17 protein-coding genes and 2 rRNA genes are annotated in these 16,567 nt (G+C 72.0%); 10 read left to right on the top strand and 9 right to left on the bottom strand.

Annotated features, from left to right (window positions below):
• Positions 1–29 precede the first annotated feature (29 nt).
• Positions 30–872 carry an aldo/keto reductase gene (locus H283_RS0122705; RefSeq protein WP_028785848.1) on the bottom strand — a complete coding sequence of 281 codons (843 nt, stop codon included), beginning with the start codon at positions 870–872 and terminating at the stop codon, positions 30–32.
• Positions 873–990: 118 nt separating this feature from the next.
• Between H283_RS0122705 and H283_RS0122700 the strand changes: the two genes are divergently transcribed.
• Positions 991–2,775, top strand: a complete 1,785-nt coding sequence (locus H283_RS0122700) for a biotin carboxylase N-terminal domain-containing protein (RefSeq protein WP_020145826.1) — start codon at positions 991–993, stop codon at positions 2,773–2,775.
• An 88-nt stretch (positions 2,776–2,863) separates the two neighbouring features.
• Here the strand turns inward: H283_RS0122700 and H283_RS0122695 are convergent, their stop codons facing one another.
• Complete coding sequence (locus tag H283_RS0122695; RefSeq protein ID WP_028785847.1) at positions 2,864–3,412, bottom strand: antitoxin; 549 nt, start codon at positions 3,410–3,412, stop codon at positions 2,864–2,866.
• Positions 3,413–3,531: 119 nt separating this feature from the next.
• Here H283_RS0122695 and H283_RS0122690 point away from each other — a divergent pair, with 119 nt between their 5' ends.
• Positions 3,532–3,753, top strand: a complete 222-nt coding sequence (locus H283_RS0122690; protein WP_020145825.1) for a hypothetical protein — start codon at positions 3,532–3,534, stop codon at positions 3,751–3,753.
• Positions 3,754–3,845: 92 nt separating this feature from the next.
• Here the strand turns inward: H283_RS0122690 and H283_RS0122685 are convergent, their stop codons facing one another.
• Both H283_RS0122685 and H283_RS27990 read right to left on the bottom strand, forming a co-directional pair.
• Positions 3,846–5,249: an NAD(P)H-quinone dehydrogenase gene (locus tag H283_RS0122685; RefSeq protein ID WP_020145824.1), complete on the bottom strand. Its 1,404-nt coding sequence runs from the start codon at positions 5,247–5,249 to the stop codon at positions 3,846–3,848.
• A gap of 63 nt (positions 5,250–5,312) precedes the next feature.
• Positions 5,313–5,489 carry a hypothetical protein gene (locus H283_RS27990; protein ID WP_020145823.1) on the bottom strand — a complete coding sequence of 59 codons (177 nt, stop codon included), beginning with the start codon at positions 5,487–5,489 and terminating at the stop codon, positions 5,313–5,315.
• Between the two features lie 118 nt (positions 5,490–5,607).
• On the opposite strand from H283_RS27990, the gene H283_RS27010 reads away from it, so the two are divergent.
• The 3 genes from H283_RS27010 to H283_RS0122665 are packed head-to-tail and all read left to right on the top strand — an operon-like array spanning position 5,608 to position 8,769.
• Positions 5,608–6,201 (top strand): TetR/AcrR family transcriptional regulator, encoded by a 594-nt coding sequence (locus tag H283_RS27010; protein WP_020145822.1) that lies wholly within the window; start codon positions 5,608–5,610, stop codon positions 6,199–6,201.
• Between the two features lie 49 nt (positions 6,202–6,250).
• The gene (locus H283_RS0122670) at positions 6,251–7,084 is read left to right on the top strand and encodes a purine-nucleoside phosphorylase (protein WP_020145821.1); all 834 of its coding nucleotides are present in this window, start codon (positions 6,251–6,253) and stop codon (positions 7,082–7,084) included.
• Positions 7,084–8,769, top strand: a complete 1,686-nt coding sequence (locus tag H283_RS0122665; protein WP_020145820.1) for a phospho-sugar mutase — start codon at positions 7,084–7,086, stop codon at positions 8,767–8,769. The genes H283_RS0122670 and H283_RS0122665 overlap by 1 nt, the downstream gene beginning before the upstream one ends.
• A 106-nt stretch (positions 8,770–8,875) precedes the next feature.
• On the opposite strand, the gene H283_RS0122660 is transcribed toward H283_RS0122665, so the two are convergent.
• The gene (locus H283_RS0122660; RefSeq protein WP_020145819.1) at positions 8,876–9,529 is read right to left on the bottom strand and encodes a PH domain-containing protein; all 654 of its coding nucleotides are present in this window, start codon (positions 9,527–9,529) and stop codon (positions 8,876–8,878) included.
• A 55-nt stretch (positions 9,530–9,584) separates the two neighbouring features.
• On the opposite strand from H283_RS0122660, the gene deoC reads away from it, so the two are divergent.
• Genes deoC through H283_RS0122635 form a run of 5 tightly spaced genes read left to right on the top strand, consistent with a single transcriptional unit; the run spans position 9,585 to position 14,516 of the window.
• The gene (deoC, locus tag H283_RS0122655; RefSeq protein ID WP_028785846.1) at positions 9,585–10,571 is read left to right on the top strand and encodes a deoxyribose-phosphate aldolase; all 987 of its coding nucleotides are present in this window, start codon (positions 9,585–9,587) and stop codon (positions 10,569–10,571) included.
• A gap of 60 nt (positions 10,572–10,631) precedes the next feature.
• Complete coding sequence (locus H283_RS0122650; RefSeq protein WP_020145817.1) at positions 10,632–12,104, top strand: aldehyde dehydrogenase family protein; 1,473 nt, start codon at positions 10,632–10,634, stop codon at positions 12,102–12,104.
• On the top strand, positions 12,101–12,988 hold the full coding sequence (locus tag H283_RS0122645; protein WP_020145816.1) for an aldehyde dehydrogenase family protein: 888 nt from the start codon (positions 12,101–12,103) through the stop codon (positions 12,986–12,988). Before H283_RS0122650 ends, H283_RS0122645 begins: the two co-directional genes overlap by 4 nt.
• Positions 12,989–13,020: 32 nt before the next feature.
• Positions 13,021–13,824 carry a uridine kinase gene (locus H283_RS26205; RefSeq protein ID WP_231372350.1) on the top strand — a complete coding sequence of 268 codons (804 nt, stop codon included), beginning with the start codon at positions 13,021–13,023 and terminating at the stop codon, positions 13,822–13,824.
• Positions 13,821–14,516, top strand: a complete 696-nt coding sequence (locus H283_RS0122635; protein ID WP_020145814.1) for an aspartate/glutamate racemase family protein — start codon at positions 13,821–13,823, stop codon at positions 14,514–14,516. The genes H283_RS26205 and H283_RS0122635 overlap by 4 nt, the downstream gene beginning before the upstream one ends.
• Before the next feature lie 46 nt (positions 14,517–14,562).
• Here H283_RS0122635 and H283_RS0122630 read toward each other — a convergent pair whose 3' ends face one another.
• The 4 genes from H283_RS0122630 to H283_RS0122615 form a co-directional block, all read right to left on the bottom strand.
• On the bottom strand, positions 14,563–15,720 hold the full coding sequence (locus H283_RS0122630) for an adenosine deaminase (RefSeq protein WP_020145813.1): 1,158 nt from the start codon (positions 15,718–15,720) through the stop codon (positions 14,563–14,565).
• Entirely contained in the window at positions 15,717–16,112 is a 396-nt protein-coding gene (locus tag H283_RS0122625; protein WP_020145812.1) for a hypothetical protein, read from the bottom strand. Before H283_RS0122625 ends, H283_RS0122630 begins: the two co-directional genes overlap by 4 nt.
• 161 nt (positions 16,113–16,273) lie before the next feature.
• Positions 16,274–16,390, bottom strand: a 5S ribosomal RNA gene (gene rrf, locus H283_RS0122620).
• 80 nt (positions 16,391–16,470) lie between these two features.
• Positions 16,471–16,567 (bottom strand): 23S ribosomal RNA (locus tag H283_RS0122615); the annotation flags it as partial.

Genomic DNA, 16,567 nt, shown 5'->3' with positions numbered 1-16,567 from the left:
TCTAGTGGCTCGGACCCGCCCGGGTCAGGTCAGCCGAAGGTGTCCGGGTCCGGTCCCGTGCGCGCGCCCCGGTCGAGCCCGGCCAGTGCCTGGAGGTCGTCGTCGCCGAGGTGGAAGCCGAAGATCTCGACGTTCTCCGCGATGCGGGCGGGGGTCACCGACCGCGTCAGCACCACGTTGCCGAGCTCGACGTGCCAGCGCAGCACGAGCTGGGCCGGCGTCACCGCGTGCTTGCCCGCGAGGTCGACGACCACCGGGTCGTCGAGCAGGCCGGCGCGCACGGCGAGCGGGCTCCAGGCCTCGGTGACGATGCCGTGCTCGGCGTGGAAGGCGCGCAGCTCACGCTGCTGGAGGTACGGGCTCAGCTCGATCTGGTTGACCGACGGCAGGACGCCGGTCTCGTCGAGCAGGCGCTGCAGGTGCGGCACCTGGAAGTTGCAGACACCGACCGAGCGGACCCTGCCCTCGCGCTGGAGCTCGAGCATCGCCCGCCAGGCGTCGACGTAGGCGTCCTGCTGCGGTGCCGGCCAGTGGATGAGGTAGAGGTCGAGCACGTCGATGCCGAGGCGCTGCATCGACGCGTCGAAGGCGGCGGGCACGTCCGTGTGGTCGTCGTTCCAGACCTTCGTCGTCACGAAGACGCTGTCGCGGTCGACGTCCTCACGGGCGAGGACCCGGCCGACGCCGTCCTCGTTGCCGTAGATCCTGGCGGTGTCGATGTGGCGGTAGCCCTCGTCGAGGGCCTGCCCGAACGCGGCGTCGACGGCGGCGTCCGGCACCTCCCAGACACCGAAGCCGATCTGCGGGATCGTCAGGCCGGGGGTGGAGGCGTGGCCGAGGTCGAGGGTCGGGGCTGACTCGTGTGTCGTCATGCCGTCCACGCTAGGTCCGGACGGACGGAGGCGGTGTGCGCGACCTCACTCCGAGACGACCGGGAATACGCCGGAGGACGCCGAATTGACGTGACGTCAGCCCGATAGAGTCCGATCCATGGCACCCATCAGCAAGGTACTGATCGCAAACCGTGGTGAGATCGCCGTCCGCATCGCGCGGGCGTGCGCGGACAGTGGGATCGCCTCGGTCGCGGTCTACGCCGACCCGGACCGGGATGCCCTGCACGTCAAGGTCGCCGACGAGGCGTACGCCCTCGGGGGCTCGACCCCCGGTGAGAGCTACCTCGTCCAGGAGAAACTGCTCGACGTCGCCCGCCAGGCCGGGGCCGACGCGGTCCACCCCGGCTACGGCTTCCTCGCCGAGAACGCGTCGTTCGCGCAGGCCGTCATCGACGCCGGGCTCGTCTGGATCGGCCCCGGGCCGCAGGCCATCGACTCTCTGGGCGACAAGGTCAAGGCCCGCCACATCGCGACGAAGGCCGGCGCACCCCTCGTGCCCGGCACGAAGGACCCCGTCTCCGGGGCCGACGAGGTCGTCGAGTTCGCCAAGGAGCACGGCCTGCCCGTCGCGATCAAGGCGGCCTACGGCGGTGGCGGCCGCGGACTCAAGGTCGCTCGTGCGATGGAGGAGATCCCCGACCTCTACGACTCGGCCGTCCGTGAGGCCGTGACGGCCTTCGGTCGCGGCGAGTGCTTCGTCGAGCGCTTCCTCGACCACCCGCGCCACGTCGAGACCCAGTGCCTCGCCGACCAGCACGGCAACGTCGTCGTCGTCTCGACCCGCGACTGCTCGCTCCAGCGCCGCAACCAGAAGCTCGTCGAGGAGGCCCCCGCGCCGTTCCTCACCGAGGAGCAGCACACCGAGCTGCTCCGCGCGAGCAAGGCCATACTCAAGGAGGCCGGCTACGTCGGTGCCGGCACGTGCGAGTTCCTCGTCGGCCCGGCCGGCGACATCAGCTTCCTCGAGGTCAACACCCGTCTGCAGGTCGAGCACCCCGTGACCGAGGAGGTCACCGGCATCGACCTCGTGCGCGAGCAGTTCCGGATCGCGAACGGCGAGTCCCTCGACTACGGCGACCCCGAGCCGCACGCCCACTCGATCGAGTTCCGGATCAACGGCGAGGACGCCGGCCGGGGCTTCCTGCCCGCGCCCGGCACCGTGAGCCGCATGGTCGTGCCGCAGGGCCCGGGTGTGCGCTGGGACGCCGGCATCGTCGAGGGCGACACCGTGGCCGGCGCGTTCGACTCGATGATCGCCAAGCTCGTCATCACGGGCCGCACCCGCGAGCAGGCCATCGAGCGCTCGCGCCGGGCCCTGGCGGAGCTGACCATCGAGGGCATGCCGACCGTCGTCCCCTTCCACCGCGCGGTCGTCGCCGACCCGGCGTTCGCACCGACCGACGGCTCGCCCTTCACGATCCACACCCGTTGGATCGAGACGGAGTTCGACAACACCATCGAGGCGTATGCCGGCGGGTCGGCCGACACGGCCGAGGTGGAGGAGCGCCAGACCGTCGTCGTCGAGGTCGGCGGCAAGCGCCTCGAGGTCTCGCTCCCTGGCGGGCTCTCGCTCGGTGGTGGCGGGGGTGCTTCCGCAGCGAAGAAGAAGGCGCCCAAGCGGTCCGGCGGCGGCAAGTCCGGTGGCGCCGCCTCCGGCGACTCGCTCACCGCGCCGATGCAGGGCACCATCGTCAAGATCGCCGTCGAGGAGGGCACGACCGTCGCGGCCGGTGACCTCGTCATCGTCCTCGAGGCGATGAAGATGGAGCAGCCGATCACCGCCCACAAGGCCGGAGTCGTCTCCGGCCTCACCGCCAAGGTCGGCGAGACCGTCACGTCGGGTGCCGTGCTCGCCGAGATCGCGGACGTCGTCGAGGCCTGAGCGCCGCAGCACCACCACGACGAGGGCCGACCTGCCGTGAGGCGGGTCGGCCCTCGTGCGTGCGCCGCTGGGTTGAGCGGCGTTCGCGTCAGCCCTGCTTGGCGGGCGGGTCGCCCAGGGTGATGTCGCCCTCGCCCGAGCCGGGGAGGTTGGGGTGGGGGACGCCGGGCAGGTCCTGCTCGCCTGCAGGCTCGCCGGCAGGCGGGATCTCCGACGGTCCGGGTCCCCCGGGCAGGTGGGGGTCGACGGGGGCCGGGTCGGTCGGGTCGACCGGGGGCCTCGGCTCGGCAGGTCCCGGACCGGGCCTCGGGGTGGGGGTCGGTTCCGGTGTGGGCGCAGGCGCCGGGGTCGGGGCCGGCTCGGGCGTCGGAGCCGGCTCGGGCGTCGGAGCGGGGGTAGGGCTCGGAGCCGGTGCGGGCGGGGCCGGCGGCTCGGGGGCGCCGGGTGGCTGCGTGCCCTCGGCGTCGGGCGGCAGCCCGAGGCCCTCCTTGAGCTTGTCCGTGCCCTGGTCGACCTGGTCTGCGTACTTGCCGCCGGTGCGCTCGTTGATGAGCTCCTCGGCCTTGTCGAGACCTTGCTCGGCCTGCTCGGGGTGACCCTTGACGAAGTCCTTGGCCTTCTGGATCCAGTCGCTCACTGCGTGTGCCTCCACGGTCCGACCTGCTCAGGAACGTCCACCCGCGGCCCGGGCGACCTCCCTGACGCGGCGACGACGCCGCCACCGTCCCGACGCTACGCCTCTGGCACACTGCACGTGTGTTTGCGACCCTCCCCAGTGCCACGGCCGACCAGCCCGTCTTCTCCGTGGCGAACCTCGTCATCCTCATCGTCGTGGCTGCGATCGTCTACCCGCTCCAGAAGAAGCTGCGCCAGGTGGTCTCGCGTCGCCGACGCGAGCGGTGGGCCGAGGAGGACCGGCGCGCCGAGCTCGAGCGCGAGCAGGCAGACCGCCCGGCGCCGGGCGACGAGCAGCGCTGAGCCACCGACGGCGTATGCCGTCCGCCCGGGTCCCGCGGCGACGCGCGGCCCGCGCGTCGTCCCGCGCTGTCCCCCGTCGTCCGACGCGGGTGTCAGTCGGACTGGTGCAGCTGGCGCGCCGCCTCGGCGATCGAGCCGGAGAGCGAGGGGTAGACCGTGATGGTGCTCGACACCTGGTCGACGCTGAGCCGGTTCTGCACGGCCAGGGCCACGGGGTAGATCAGCTCTGAGGCCTTCGGCGCGACGACGACGCCGCCGAGCACCGTGCCGTAGCCCTTGCGGCAGAAGAGCTTGACGAAGCCGTCGCTGATCCCCTGCATCTTGGCGCGCGGGTTGCGGGCGAGCGGCAGGGTGACCGACTCGACCTCGGGCGACTCGTCGGCGGCGTTCTGGCTGATGCCGACCGTCGCGATCTCGGGCTCGGTGAAGATGTTGGCGGCGACACCCCGCACGTTGAGCGGCGACACGGCGTCCCCGAGCGCGTGCCACATGGCGATGCGTCCCTGCATGGCCGCGACCGACGCGAGCGGCAGCACCCCGGTGCAGTCGCCCGCCGCGTAGACGCCGCCGACGCTGGTGCGCGAGACGCGGTCGACCTGGACGTGCCCGGAGGGGCTGAGCTCGACGCCGGCCTCCTCGAGACCGAGGCCCGCGGTGTTGGGCACGGACCCGACGGCGAGCAGGGCGTGCGACCCCTCGACCGTGCGGCCGTCGACGAGCGTCACGACGACGCCGTCGGCGGTGCGCTCGACCGACGCGGCACGTGACTTGTTGAGGACCTCCATGCCGCGCTTGCGGAAGACGTCCTCGATGACGGTGGCGGCGTCGGCGTCCTCGCCGGGCAGCACCCGGTCACGGGAGGAGACGAGGACGACCTGGGAGCCGAGGCCGAGGTAGGCCTGGGCGAGCTCGGCGCCGGTGACACCGGAACCGATGACGATGATGCGCTCGGGAAGCTCCTCGAGGGAGTAGATCTGCTGCCAGGTGAGGATGCGCTCGCCGTCGGGCCGCATGCTGTCCATGACGCGGGGCGCCGCCCCGGTGGCGACGAGGACGACGTGGGCGGTGAGCTCCCGCGTCGTGCCGTCGGCGAGCTCGGCGACGACGCGCTCGCGCCCGGCGATCCGGGCGGTGCCGCGCAGGACCGTGACGCCGACCTGCTCGAGGCTTCCCTGGATGTCGGCGCTCTGGGCGGCGGCGAGCGCGAGGATCCGGTCGTTGACGGTGTGCGCCTGGGCGACCGCGTCGGACACCTCGTCGCCGTCGTCGTCCTGCAACCGCACGCCGAGACGCGAGGCCGTCTCGAAGTCGGACATGTAGTCGGCGGTCGCGATGAGGGCCTTGCTGGGAACGCAGTCAGTGAGAACGGCCGCGCCACCGAGGCCGTCCTTCTCGACGATCGTGACCTGCGCGCCGAGCTGGGCCGCGACGAGGGCTGCCTCGTAGCCCCCGGGGCCACCGCCGATGATGACAACGGATGTCTCGCGCGTGATCACGGGACCATCCAACCATCCCCCGGACGGGCGTCCGACCGGCCGCCGAGCAGGCGGCGCCGGCCGTCAGTGGCTGAGGGCCAGTGCACGGTAGTAGGGCACGAGGGGAGTCCCGGTCCGCCGCCGGACGGAGCGGCTGCGCGCGAGGAAGACGCCTGCCGCGCCGACGACGAGCAGTGCGGCGACGGCCGCGAGGGAGAAGAAGACGACGAGGAACGGCGTGATGCCGGTGAGGATCTGCATGGTGGACCTCCAATGGGTTTCTACATCCGTAGATTCTACATCTGTAGAAACACCCGCTGGTGCGACGCCCATTCCCCGCTACCCTCGGTGTGACGACCCCCACACGCAGGCAGGACCGATGCCACCGACGGACGCCCCGCTCTCCCCACGCCGGCGACAGCTCCTCGAGGCAGCCGTCGCGGTGGTGGCGGCCGGCGGCCTGCGCGGCCTGACCCACCGTGCCGTCGACGCCCGGGCCGGCCTGCCCGCCGGCACCTGCTCGGCCTACCTGCGCACACGTGCCGCGCTGGTCCACGGTCTCGCCCAGCACGTCGCCACCGGTCTGACCGGCGACGTGGAGGCCCTGGGCCGGCGCCTCGCCGCCCGACCCGGCGACCCCGCGTTCGCCTCGGCCCAGATCTCCGACCTCTTCGCCGGCTGGCTGCGTGAGCCGGACGTCGTCCTCGCGCGCCTGGAGCTGACCCTCGAGGCGGCCCGCGACGACGAGCTGGCAGCCGCCTTCGCGCAGTGGCGCGACCGGCTCCTCGACGTCGTCGAGGAGGTCGTCGGCCGCAGTCGCGACACCGATGCCCGGCCTCATGCGGAGGCCGTCGTGGCCTCCCTCGAGGGGGTCCTGCTCAGCGCACTGGCCCAACCGGCGCGGCGCCGACGCGCCTACGTCACGCGCACCGTCGACGCGGTGCTCACGGCCTTCGCGGAGAGTCCCGGCTGACCCGACGGGCCGGTTCCTGCGCCGCGTCGACGTCGCTAGAGTCCTGAGCGTGACCAGTTCCCAGCGCGATCTCAGCGACCCCTCCACCGACCCCTTCGACGTCGCCGCCGACGCCGCCGCCGTCATCGCCGAGCGCACCGGCGTGGACCACCACGACGTCGCGCTCGTGCTCGGCTCGGGCTGGGGCCAGACCGCCGACCTCATCGGTGAGACGCTCGCGACCGTCGACAACGCCGACGTCCCCGGCTTCCATAGGGCCGCCGTGGCCGGCCACTCCGGCAGCATGCGCTCGGTCGCGATCGGCGACACCGGCCGTCGGGCCCTCGTCTTCGGCACCCGCACCCACTTCTACGAGGGACGCGGCGTGCGTGCCGTCGTCCACGGTGTCCGCACCGCGAAGGCCGCGGGCTGCTCGACGATCGTCCTGACCAACGGGTGCGGCGGCCTCAACCCGGCCTGGGCGCCCGGCACCCCGGTCCTCATCCGCGACCACATCAACCTCACCGCGCACTCCCCCATCGAGGGTGCGAACTTCGTCGACCTCACCGACCTCTACACGCCGCGACTGCGCGACCTGGCCCGCGAGGTCGACCCCGACCTCGACGAGGGCGTCTACGTCCAGTTCCACGGCCCCCACTACGAGACCCCGGCCGAGGTGCAGATGGCCAAGGTCATCGGCGGCGACCTCGTCGGCATGTCGACGAGCCTCGAGGCGATCGCAGCGCGTCAGGTCGGGCTCGACGTCCTCGGCATCTCGCTCGTCACCAACCTCGCCGCGGGCATCTCGGACCAGCCGCTGAGCCACACGGAGGTGCTCGAGGCCGGGAAGGCCGCCGCCGAACGGTGCGGCCGCCTCCTCGCGGCGGTCGTGGGGCGTCTCTGATGACGACCGTCGACACGACCGAGACGTTGCATGCCGCGGCGCGCGCCTGGCGCGACGACGACCCCGACCCGACGACGCGTGACGAGCTCGACGCCGTCCTCGCGCGGGCCGCAGCGGGGGACGCGGAGGCCGCCGCCGACCTCGCCGACCGCATGTCGGGCCTGCTCGAGTTCGGGACCGCCGGCCTGCGCGGGGCCCTCGGTGCCGGCCCCAACCGGATGAACCGCAGCGTCGTGATCCGCGCGGCCGCCGGCCTCACGGCATACCTCAAGGACGAGGGCCGCGCCGGCGAGGCGCCGACCGTCGTCGTCGGCTTCGACGCGCGCTACAACTCCGACGTCTTCGCCCGCGACACGGCCGCGGTCGTCGTCGCGGCCGGCGGTCGGGCGCTGCTGCTCCCCCAGCCCCTGCCGACGCCCGTCCTCGCGTTCGCGATCCGCCACCTCGGCGCCGATGCCGGCGTCATGGTCACGGCGAGCCACAACCCGCCTCAGGACAACGGCTACAAGGTCTACCTCGGCGACGGCAGCCAGATCGTGCCGCCCGCCGACGCCCAGATCGCCGCCCACATCGGCCGGGTCGAGCGGGTGGCCGACGTGCCCCGCGTCTCCGAGGGCTGGGAGACGCTGGGCGACAACCTCCTCGAGGACTACGTCGACGCCGTCGTCAGCGTCGTCGACCCGCACTCGCCGCGCGACCTGAGCATCGTCCACACGAGCCTGCACGGCGTCGGCCACGGCACGGTGCACACGGCCTTCGTCCAGGCGGGCTTCACCGCCCCGGTCGTCGTCGACGAGCAGGCCGTGCCCGACCCCGACTTCCCGACCGTCGCCTTCCCGAACCCCGAGGAGAAGGGCGCGATCGACCTCGCGCTCGCCCGTGCGCGCGCCGTCGGCTGCGACCTCGTCATCGCCAACGACCCCGACGCCGACCGCTGCGCCGCGGCCGTGCTCGACCCGGCGCTCGGCGACTGGCGGATGCTGCGCGGCGACGAGGTGGGGGCGCTGCTCGGCGCGCACATCGTGCAGCGCGGTGTCTCGCGCCGCGACGTCTTCGCCAACTCCATCGTGTCCTCGCGCCTGCTCGCGTCGATCGCCAAGGCGGCCGGGCTCGCCCACGAGGAGACGCTGACCGGCTTCAAGTGGATCTCCCGCGTCGACCGGTTGCGCTACGGCTACGAGGAGGCGCTCGGCTACTGCGTCGCCCCGCAGCTCGTCCGCGACAAGGACGGCGTCAGCGCCGCCCTCCTGCTCGCCGAGCTCGCGGCCGGCCTCAAGGCGCAGGGACGCACCCTCATCGACCTGCTCGACGACCTCGCGATCGAACACGGCGTCCACGCGACCGACTCGTTCTCGGTGCGCGTCTCCGACCTCGCCCAGACCGACACCCTCATGGGCCGCCTGCGCGCCGAGCCGCCCACCACGGTGGCCGGCGTCGACGTCGTGCGGGTCGACGACCTCGCCGAAGGCGACGGGGGGCTGCCGCCGACCGAGGGCCTGCGCTACCACCTCGCCGACCGCTCGCGGGTCATCGTGCGCCCGAGCGGCACCGAGCCCAAGGTGAAGGTCTACCTCGAGGTCATCGAGCCGGTGGCCCGTCCGGCATCGCTCGGGGAGTCCCGCGCGGTCGCCGAGACCCGGCTCGCCCGGGTCCGCGCCGACCTGGAACGCCTCACGTCCCTGTGACGCCGCTCCACGCGTACGCCATCGACGGGCGTACGCGTGGGGCCGGGTCACCCGGGCCCGTCAGGGCCGCGTCAGTGGCCCTCTCTGGGTTACGTCAGTAGGCCCGTCAGACGACGAACGTGCCGATGACGAAGAAGGCGAGGCCGACGAGGAGCAGGCCGACGGACGCCGGGTCCCAGACCTGGTGCGCGATGCGTGGCGTCCGGCCGTCCTTGCGCTTGCGATCGGCCGTCATCCGGGCCTCGACCTCGGCCGCGACGGCCTGGGCCTCGACCTTCGACTTCGCCGGCTCCTCGGTGGTCCCCTTGCCCCGCACCTTGTTGGCGCCAACGGTCAGCATGCCGCGGCCGTACCTCGGACGACCGGGATCGGCCGGCACCCCCCACGCGGTGTAGCGGCGGCCGTCCGCGACGATCTCGAGCGCCCAGCGTGACCGGACCTCGCTGATGGCCGGCCACGTGACGTCGACGACTCGCAGCGGGTTGACGAGCCGGATCCCCTCGGCGTGGATGACGACGCTGGGGCGCACGACGAAGAGCCACAGGAGCACGAGTGCGAGCACGACGGTCGAGATGAGCGTCCAGCTGCGCGGCTCGGTCAGCACACCGGGGACGAGCAGGGCGACTCCGGCCGCTGCACCGATGACGCCGACGGTGACCGACGAGCCGGGCCGGAGCGTGCGGGCGTCGCGCAGGGCGACGCGCTCGGGATGCTCCTCTGCGGGTGAGTCGGAGGGCAGCGGGGACACGTCGGGGCTCACGGACAGACTCTCTCACGCGTCACGGGCCGTCTCGATAGGTGGATAGACTCCCGTGGTGACAGTTAGCACCACGACGCACACCGCGCAGGACCTCACCGCGCAGGCGCGGGACGTCCTCGGGGTGTCGCGCCTGACGAACCATGCCCTCACCTCGTGGCTGCACGGCCTGCCCGGGGTCGACCAGGTCGGCTGCGAGGCACGTGCGGCGTCGCTCGGCACCCGCTCGGTCAAGACGACGAGCAAGGCCTGGGCCATCGACACCGCCATCGGGATGATCGACCTGACGACCCTCGAGGGCTCCGACACCGTCGGCAAGGTCCGGTCCCTGTGCGCCAAGGCCCTCGTGCCCGACCCGCTCGACCCCACGACGCCACGTCCCGCCGCCATCTGCGTCTACGGCGACATGGTCGCGACCGCGAAGGCCGCGCTCGGCGACAGCGGCATCCACGTCGCCGCCGTGGCGACGGCCTTCCCGTCCGGGCGCGCGAGCATGCCGGTCAAGCTGGCCGACACCCGCGACGCCGTCGAGGCCGGCGCCGACGAGATCGACATGGTCATCGACCGCGGCGCGTTCCTCGCCGGTGACTACCTCACCGTCTTCAACCAGATCGCCGAGGTCAAGCAGGCCTGCGGCACGGCGCACCTCAAGGTCATCATGGAGACGGGCGAGCTCGTCACCTACGACAACGTCCGCCGCGCGTCCTACCTCTCGATGCTCGCGGGCGGTGACTTCATCAAGACCTCCACCGGCAAGGTGCAGCCCGCCGCCACCCTGCCCGTCACGCTCATCATGCTCGAGGCCGTGCGCGACTGGCGTGACCTCACCGGCAGCCAGGTCGGCGTCAAGCCGGCCGGTGGCATCAAGACGACCAAGGACGCCATCAAGTACCTCGTCATGGTCAGCGAGATCGCCGGCGACGACTGGCTCACGCCGGAGTGGTTCCGCTTCGGCGCCTCGAGCCTGCTCAACGACCTCATCCTCCAGCGTCAGAAGCTCGCCACGGGCGCCTACTCCGGCGCCGACTACGTGACGATCGACTGACCGTGACTGCCTGACTGACCGACCGCGCCTCACACGACAGCGCCCACGAAAGACACCCTGATGCCGAAGTTCGAGTACGCCCCAGCGCCGGAGTCGCGCGCCATCGTCACGATCGAGAAGTCCTACGGTCTCTTCATCGACGGCGCGTTCACGCGTCCCAAGGCGACCTTCCCCACCGTCAACCCCGCCGACGAGACGGTCCTCGCCGAGGTGAGCCAGGCCGGCCCCAAGGACGTCGACAAGGCCGTCGCCGCGGCCCGGCGAGCGTACGAGGGCGTCTGGGGCCGGATGAGTGGCGCCGAGCGCGGCAAGTACCTCTTCCGCATCGCCCGCATCCTGCAGGAGCGCGCCCGCGAGTTCGCCGTGCTCGAGACGCTCGACAACGGCAAGCCGATCAAGGAGACGCGCGACGTCGACGTGCCGGTCGCGGCGGCGCACTTCTTCTACCACGCGGGCTGGGCCGACAAGCTGGAGTATGCCGGCCTGTCCGCCTCGGGCGCCGACGTGCCGCGCCCGCACGGCGTGGTCGGACAGGTCATCCCGTGGAACTTCCCGCTGCTCATGCTCGCGTGGAAGATCGCGCCGGCCCTCGCGACGGGCAACACCGTCGTGCTCAAGCCTGCTGAGACGACCCCGCTGAGCGCGCTGCTCTTCGCCGAGGTGTGCCAGCAAGCCGAGCTGCCCGCCGGTGTCGTCAACATCATCACCGGTGACGGCCGCACCGGTCAGGCGCTCGTCGAGCACCCCGACGTCGACAAGATCGCCTTCACCGGCTCGACCGACGTCGGCAAGGCGATCGCGCGCTCCATCGCCGGCACGTCGAAGAAGGCGACGCTCGAGCTCGGCGGCAAGGCCGCCAACATCGTCTTCGACGACGCCCCCCTCGACCAGGCCGTCGAGGGCATCGTCAACGGCATCTTCTTCAACCAGGGACAGGTGTGCTGCGCCGGCTCGCGGCTGCTGGTCCAGGAGAACGTCCACGACCAGGTCGTCGCCAAGCTCAAGCGCCGCCTCGGCACGCTGCGCGTCGGTGACCCGATGGACAAGAACAGCGACCTCGGCGCCATCAACTCCAGGGCGCAGCTCGACCGCATCACCTCGCTCGTCGAGGCGGGCGTCGCCGAGGGCGCCGAGCGCTGGAGCCCCGAGTGCACGCTGCCCACCAAGGGCTACTGGTTCCCGCCGACGGTGCTCACCGGTGTCTCGCAGACGCACCGCGTCGCGACCGAGGAGATCTTCGGACCGGTCCTGTCGGTGCTGACCTTCCGCACGCCCCAGGAGGCGGTCGCCAAGGCCAACAACTCGGCATACGGCCTGTCCGCCGGTGTCTGGACCGAGAAGGGCTCGAGGATCCTCTGGATGGCCGACCAGCTCAAGGCCGGCGTCGTCTGGGCCAACACCTTCAACCGCTTCGACCCGACCTCGCCCTTCGGTGGCTACAAGGAGTCGGGCTACGGCCGCGAGGGCGGCCGCCACGGCCTCGAGGCCTACGTCACCACCGCCCCTTCGACCCTGACGGGAGCCGCCCGATGAGCCGCCTCGACGTGCGCAAGACCTACAAGCTCTACATCGGGGGCAAGTTCCCGCGCAGCGAGTCCGGTCGCTCCTACGAGGTCGTCTCGGCCACGGGCGAGTTCCTCGCCAACGCCGCGATGGGCTCGCGCAAGGACGTCCGCGACGCCGTCGTCGCCGCCCGCGCCGCCCTGCCCGGCTGGTCGGGTGCCACGGCGTACAACCGCGGCCAGGTGCTCTACCGCGTCGCCGAGGTGCTCGAGGGCCGCCGCGCACAGTTCGTCGACGAGGTCGCCGCGAGCGAGGGCCTGACGGCTCGTGCCGCGGGTGCCGTCGTCGACGCCGCGATCGACCGTGTCGTCTGGTACTCCGGGTGGACCGACAAGATCGCCCAGGTGCTCGGCAACCTCAACCCGGTCGCTGGACCGTTCTTCAACGTGTCGGCTCCCGAGCCGACTGGTGTCGTGGGCGTGCTTGCGCCGCAAGCCTCCTCGCTGCTCGGGCTGGTGTCCGTCGTGGCCCCGGTCATCGCGTCGGGCAACACGGCCGTCGTCGTGTCGTCGGCCGCTCGTCCCCTGCCGGCGGTGACGTTCAGCGAGGTGCTCGCGACGTCCGACGTGCCCGGTGGCGTCGTCAACATCGTCACGGCCCAGACCGCCGAGGTCGCCACGTGGCTTGCGGCGCACCGCGACGTCAACGCCATCGACCTCACGGGTGTCGCCGGCGCCGAGGGCGTCGACTGGGCCGCGCTCGAGGCAGAGGCCGCCGGCAACCTCAAGCGCGTCTACCGACCGGCTCTGGCCGACGGCGCTCCCGTCGAGCCCGACTGGAACGCCGACCCCGGTCTCGGTCGCATCAGGGCCTTCGTCGAGACGAAGACCGTCTGGCACCCCAAGGGTCTCTGACCCGGTCCCTGGACCTGGTGGAGGAGGGCGAGGTGGCGTCGGTCGACCACCGCTCGGGCGACACCGCGGGCGAGCCGCCCACGGGCCGAACGGCGAGGGCGGGCGCCGTCCGCGACCCCGGTGGCTCCGTGGACGGCGCGGGCCCCGACGCCGTGCGTGGTGCAGCTGCGGACGCGTCGATGAGCAGGCCGTCGGATGCGAACACGCCGGGTGCGACCGGGCGGGACCGGCGTCGGGTCATCCTGCTGACCGGACCGAGCGGCGCCGGCAAGAGCCGGCTCTCGGCACGGCTGAGCGCCACCCACGGGTGGCCCGTCGTGCGTCTCGACGACTTCTACCGGGAGGCGAGCGACCCGGCACTGCCCCGCTCCCCCTTGGGCATCCCGGACTGGGACCACGAGGACTCGTGGGACGCCGCGTCCGCAGTGGGCGCGCTCCGGCTACTCGTCGACGAGGGCCGCGTCGAGGTGCCCGTCTACGAGATCGGCGCCTCGGCCGTGACCGGTCGGCACGTCGTGCACGCGGGTCCCACCGACTTCGTGCTGGCCGAGGGGCTCTTCGCCGGACGTCTCGTCGAGCCGCTGCGCCGCGAGGGACTGCTCGCCGACGCCCTGTGCGTACGCCAGAACCGCACCCTGACGGCACTGCGCCGCTTCGTGCGTGACCTGTCCGAGCGCCGCAAACCGCCGCACATCCTCGTGCGGCGCGGGCTCGCCCTGTGGCGTGACGAGCCCCGCGTCGTGGCCGAGGCACGGGCGCACGGGGCGCGCTGCCTGCACCCGCGCGAGGCCGAGTCCGAGCTCGGCGCCCTTCTCGGGGCCGGCAGCCCGGCGTGAGGCTCGTCGGCCTGCTCGGTGGCATGAGCTGGGAGTCGAGCGCGGAGTACTACCGGCTCGCGAACGAGCTCGTCCGTGAGCGGGTCGGAGGCCTGGCCTCTGCGCGTCTGCTGCTCCACTCGGTCGACTTCGCCAAGGTCGAGCGGCTCCAGGCCGAGGACCGCTGGGACGAGGCTGGGGCGCTGCTCGCGACGGCGGCCGCCGGACTCGAGGCTGCCGGTGCCGAGCTGCTCGTGCTGTGCACCAACACGATGCACAAGGTGGCGCCCGCCATCGAGGCCGCCGTCTCGATCCCCTTGCTGCACATCGGCGACGTGACGGCCGATGCCGTGCGGGCGGCGGGACTGCGGCAGGTCGGGCTGATCGCGACGGCGTACACGATGGAGCAGGACTTCCTCCGCGGCCGTCTCGCCGGTCACGGCCTCACCGTGGTCGTGCCCGACGCCGACGACCGGGCGGCGGTCCACCGGATCATCTACGAGGAGCTGTGCCTCGGCGTGGTGACAGAGGAGTCCCGGCAGGCCTACCGCGAGATCATCGCGCGGCTCGTCGCTGCCGGCGCCGAGGGCGTGGTCCTCGGCTGCACCGAGATCGAGCTGCTCGTCGACCAGTCCGACGCGGACGTCCCGGTCTTCCCGACGACGCGCCTGCACGTCGAGGCCGCCGTCGACGCCGCGCTCGCTGCGGAGTGACGCCCGTCGCGGGCTGCCGGCGGCGGCTCTGACCGGCTGGGGTGTCTCAGGCGACGGGCGGGGCCTGGTAGCCGAGGGCTGCGTAGCCCGGCTTGATGACGTCGTCGATGAGCGCCAGACGCTCGTCGAAGGGGATGAAGGCCGACTTCATGGCGTTGATCGTCACCCACCGCAGGTCCTCGAGGGTCCACCCCGCCTCGTCGCGTAGCAGGGCCGCCTCCTTGCTCATCGACGTGTCGCTCATGAGCCGGTTGTCGGTGTTGAGCGTGACGCGGAAGCGCAGCCGACGGAGCAGCGTGATCGGGTGCAGCGCGATCGACGGGGCCGCCGAGGTCTGCAGGTTGCTGCTCGGGCACATCTCCAGGGGGATTCGCTTGTCGCGCACGTAGGCCGACAGGCGCCCCAGGCGCACCCGCTCGAGCTCGAGCGATGTCAGCGCGTCGGGCTCGTCCTCGTTCCCCTCCACCCACTGCGCGAAGGGGGCGCCGTCGATGGTGATGTCGTCGACGATGCGGACTCCGTGACCGAGACGGTCCGCGCCGCACCACTGGATCGCCTCCCAGATCGACGGCAGACCGAAGGCCTCGCCGGCGTGGATCGTGAAGTGGAAGTTCTCGCGGCGGAGGTACTCGAACGCATCGAGGTGGCGGGTGGGTGGGTAGCCGGCTTCCGCGCCCGCGATGTCGAAGCCGGACACCCCCTCGTCGCGGTAGCGTATCGCCAGCTCTGCGATCTCGGTCGACTTGGCGGCGTGGCGCATCGCCGTGAGCAGCGAGGTGACCCGGATCGGGTTTCCGGCGGCCGCGGCCTTGGCCTCTCCGTCGCGCAGACCGGCGTTGACGGCCTCGACGACCCCCTCCAGCGTGAGGCCACGGGTCAGGTGCTGCTCCGGCGCGTAGCGGCTCTCGGCGTAGACGACACCGTCGGCGGCCAGGTCCTGGGCGCACTCGCTCGCCACCCGGAACAGCCCCTCGCGGGTCTGCATGACGGCCAGGGTGTGGTCGAAGGTCTCGAGGTAGCGCGGGAGCGACCCGGAGTCGGCACTCTCGCGGAACCAAGCGCCGAGGGCGTCCGCCTCGGTCTCGGGCAGGGCGTCGTAGCCCACGTCCGCAGCCAGCTCGATGATCGACTGCGGGCGCAGGCCGCCGTCGAGGTGGTCGTGGAGCAGGACCTTGGGAGCGTGCAGCACGTCGTCCGAGCTCACGACGCGTCCCCGGCCGCCGGTTCGGCGTCCTCCTCGCGATGGACCGAGTCCGGGCTGAAGGCCGGCAGGCAGACGGCGACGTACTCGGCGCCCTCGGGACCGCACGAGTAGCGGATGCGCTCACCGCCGCGCGTGATCACCGACTGCCCCGCGCCCACCTCGAGCGTGCCGCCGTCGTGGTCGATGAGCACCGTCCCGGCGAGGACGAGCGTGATCTCGTCGAACTCGGGAGCCTGGAAGGGCTCGGACCATCCGGCCGGCGCCACCATGCGGGCGACCGAGACCGAGGCCTGCAGACGGGCGTCAGGCGTGTTGACGGCACCGATGTGCTCGTCGATGACCTTGCCACCGGGAACGGGGATACGGGTCGGGGAGGGGATGAGTTCAGGCACGGACCAACCCTAGTCCCTGCGCCTTCGACGCCCCATCCCCCTGTGGGGCGCGACCGCGCGGGGTGAGGCGGGAGTCCGCGCGCGGCATTTCCATGGCGTGAAAAGGGTGGGGGAATGCGACAACCCCGCCAGGTGTCCTGGCGGGGTTGTCGTGAATGGTTGTCCGGCTGCGTCCTACTCTCCCACACCGTCACCAGTGCAGTACCATCGGCGCTGAAGGGCTTAGCTTCCGGGTTCGGAATGGAGCCGGGCGTTTCCCCTTCGCTATGACAGCCGAAACTCTATGGAGATATCAAATCAGTGGGTGGTGTTCCCGTTTGTATCTCGGGAACTGCACAGTGGACGCGGAGCATCTTTGTAAGTCAAGTTATCGGCTTATTAGTACCGGTCAGCTCCACACATTGCTGTGCTTCCACATCCGGCCTATCAACCCAGTAGTCTGGCTGGGAGCCTCT

This window comes from Terracoccus sp. 273MFTsu3.1, assembly GCF_000383675.1.
Lineage (GTDB): Bacteria > Actinomycetota > Actinomycetes > Actinomycetales > Dermatophilaceae > Terrabacter.
This window is presented reverse-complemented; position numbering and strand designations above follow the sequence as displayed.